This is a genomic window from Streptomyces sp. KR55, from assembly GCF_052245645.1.
Classification (GTDB): Bacteria; Actinomycetota; Actinomycetes; order Streptomycetales; family Streptomycetaceae; genus Streptomyces; species Streptomyces flavusporus.
In genome coordinates, this window is record NZ_JBQQCE010000756.1 from 1 (window position 1) to 2,898 (window position 2,898).

Genomic DNA, 2,898 nt, shown 5'->3' on the forward strand with positions numbered 1-2,898 from the left:
AGGAAGCCGGTGGACCTGGACGCTGTCGCCGACGAGCTGTACGGGCTGCGGCCGGAGGACTTCGTCGCCGCCCGCGACGCCCGCGCGGCGGCAGCCCGGAAGGCCGGTGACCGCGCCCTCGCGGAGAAGATCGCCGGGCTGCGCCGCCCCAGCCTGTCGGCGTGGGCGAGCAATCTCCTGGTCCGTGAGCAGCCCGGCGAGGTGGAGCCGCTGCTCCGGCTCGGGGAGGGGCTGCGCCGGGCACACCAGGAGCTGGACGGTGCGCAGCTGCGCGAGCTGAGCCGCCGGCAGCGTGTTCTGATCAGCGCGCTGTCCCGGCAGGCCGGACACCTCGCCGCCGAGCACGGTCGCCCCATCGGCGAGGGCGCCCAACGGGAGATCGAAAGCACCCTGCACGCCGTTCTCGCCGACCCGAAGGCCGCCGAAGAGTGGGCGAGCGGTCGGCTGGTCAAGCCGTTGACCGCCGCCGTCGGCTTCCCCGTCGCCGACCAGGGCGCCGTACGACGCGCGGCTGCCCTGTCGCCCGCCCCGGAGCCCCCGCCTGCTGCCCGGCGTGAGCGTGAAGGAGCGGACGAACGGCGGCGCAGCCGGCTGGCGGAGGCCCGGCAGGAAGCCGAGACGGCGGAACGGGAGCTGCGGGCTGCCGAGAAGGACGCGGCAGCGGCCGGCCACGAGGCGAACGAGGCCACGAGCCAGGCGGACCACGCCCGGCAGCGCGTGAACGAGCTCGCCGAGGAGCTGGAACGCGCCGAGGAGGAGCACCGGCAGGCCCGTGCCGCCACGCGCCGGGCGCATGAACGAGTGCGGTTCGTCGAGCGCCGGGTCCGTGAGGCCAGACGCCGAGCCGAAGCAGCCGCCGGCCAGGTCGAACGGCTCACCCCACAGCATCGGTGACCGACGCGTCGAACGCTCCGCAAGCCGGCGGCAGCCGCGTGAGTGGCCCGGCTCACATGGCGCGGCGGAGGCGTCGCCGACACCATAGAGCGCGTCACCGGCAGGCTGAAGGGATCACGCATGTTCCGCAAGGTGCTGGTCGCGAACCGCGGTGAGATCGCGATTCGTGCGTTCCGTGCCGGCTATGAGCTGGGCGCGAGAACCGTCGCCGTCTTCCCGCACGAGGACCGCAACTCGCTGCATCGGCTGAAGGCCGACGAGGCCTACGAGATCGGTGAGCCGGGACATCCGGTGCGGGCCTATCTCTCCGTCGAGGAGATCGTGCGTGCGGCGCGCCGGGCGGGAGCGGACGCCGTGTACCCGGGCTACGGGTTCCTGTCGGAGAACCCGGACCTGGCGCGGGCCTGCGAGGAGGCCGGCATCACCTTCGTCGGCCCGACCGCGGCGACCCTCGAACTGACCGGGAACAAGGCACGCGCGGTGGCCGCCGCCCGCGAGGCCGGCGTACCGGTGCTGGGCTCCTCGGCGCCCTCCACCGACGTGGACGAACTGGTCCGAGCAGCCGAGGGCATCGGCTTCCCGGTGTTCGTCAAGGCGGTCGCCGGGGGAGGCGGACGCGGCATGCGGCGCGTCGAGGACCCCGCCCTGCTGCGCGAGTCCATCGAGGCGGCGGCGCGTGAGGCGGCGTCCGCGTTCGGCGACCCGACCGTCTTCCTGGAGAAGGCCGTCGTCGACCCCCGCCACATCGAGGTGCAGATCCTCGCCGACGGGGACGGCAACGTCATCCACCTGTTCGAGCGCGACTGCTCGGTGCAGCGCCGCCACCAGAAGGTGATCGAGCTGGCGCCCGCGCCGAACCTCGACCCCGCGCTGCGCGAGCGGATCTGCGCCGACGCCGTGAGGTTCGCCCGGCAGATCGGCTACCGCAACGCCGGCACCGTGGAGTTCCTGCTCGACCCCGACGGGAACCACGTCTTCATCGAGATGAACCCGCGCATCCAGGTCGAGCACACGGTGACCGAGGAGGTCACCGACGTCGACCTCGTCCAGGCACAGCTGCGGATCGCCGCCGGCGAGACGCTGGCCGACCTCGGCCTCGCGCAGGAGACCGTCACCCTGCGGGGTGCCGCACTGCAGTGCCGTATCACCACCGAGGACCCGGCCAACGGGTTCCGCCCCGACACCGGCCGGATCAGCGCCTACCGCTCGCCCGGCGGCGCGGGCATCCGGCTGGACGGCGGTACCACCCACGCCGGTACGGAGATCAGCGCGCACTTCGACTCCATGCTGGTCAAGCTCACCTGCCGGGGCCGGGACTTCAGCACGGCGATCGGGCGCGCCCGGCGTGCCGTCGCCGAGTTCCGCATCCGCGGTGTGGCCACGAACATCCCGTTCCTGCAGGCCGTGCTGGACGACCCGGACTTCCGGGCCGGACAGGTCACCACCTCGTTCATCGAGCAGCGGCCGCACCTGCTCACCGCACGCCACTCCGCCGACCGCGGCACGAAGCTGCTCACCTACCTCGCCGACGTCACGGTGAACAAGCCCCACGGCGAGCGGCCCGAGGTGATCGACCCGGCCACCAAGTTGCCGCCCCTGCCCGGGATCGAACCGCCGGCAGGGTCGCGGCAGCGGCTCGTCGAGCTCGGTCCGGAAGGTTTCGCCGGGTGGCTGCGCACCTCGCCGACGATCGGCGTCACCGACACCACCTTCCGCGACGCCCACCAGTCGCTGCTGGCCACCCGGGTCCGCACCAAGGACATGCTCGCCGTGGCCCCGGTGGTGGCCCGCACCCTGCCGCAGCTGCTGTCCCTGGAGTGCTGGGGCGGCGCCACCTACGACGTCGCGTTGCGCTTCCTCGCCGAGGACCCGTGGGAGCGGCTGGCCGCACTGCGCGAGGCCGTTCCGAACATCTGCCTGCAGATGCTGCTGCGCGGCCGCAACACCGTGGGCTACACGCCGTACCCGACCGAGGTGACCGACGCCTTCGCGCAGGAGGCCGCG

Annotated in this window: 2 protein-coding genes; both read left to right on the forward strand. The window is 73.2% G+C overall.

What is annotated here, in order from left to right; genetic code table 11:
* Positions 1 to 894, forward strand: an 894-nt coding sequence (locus ACTWQJ_RS49560; protein WP_443312915.1) for a hypothetical protein, incomplete at its 5' end; no start/stop codon positions are given.
* Between the two features lie 120 nt (positions 895 to 1,014).
* On the forward strand, positions 1,015 to 2,898 hold a 1,884-nt coding region (locus ACTWQJ_RS49565; RefSeq protein ID WP_443312916.1), incomplete at its 3' end, for a pyruvate carboxylase.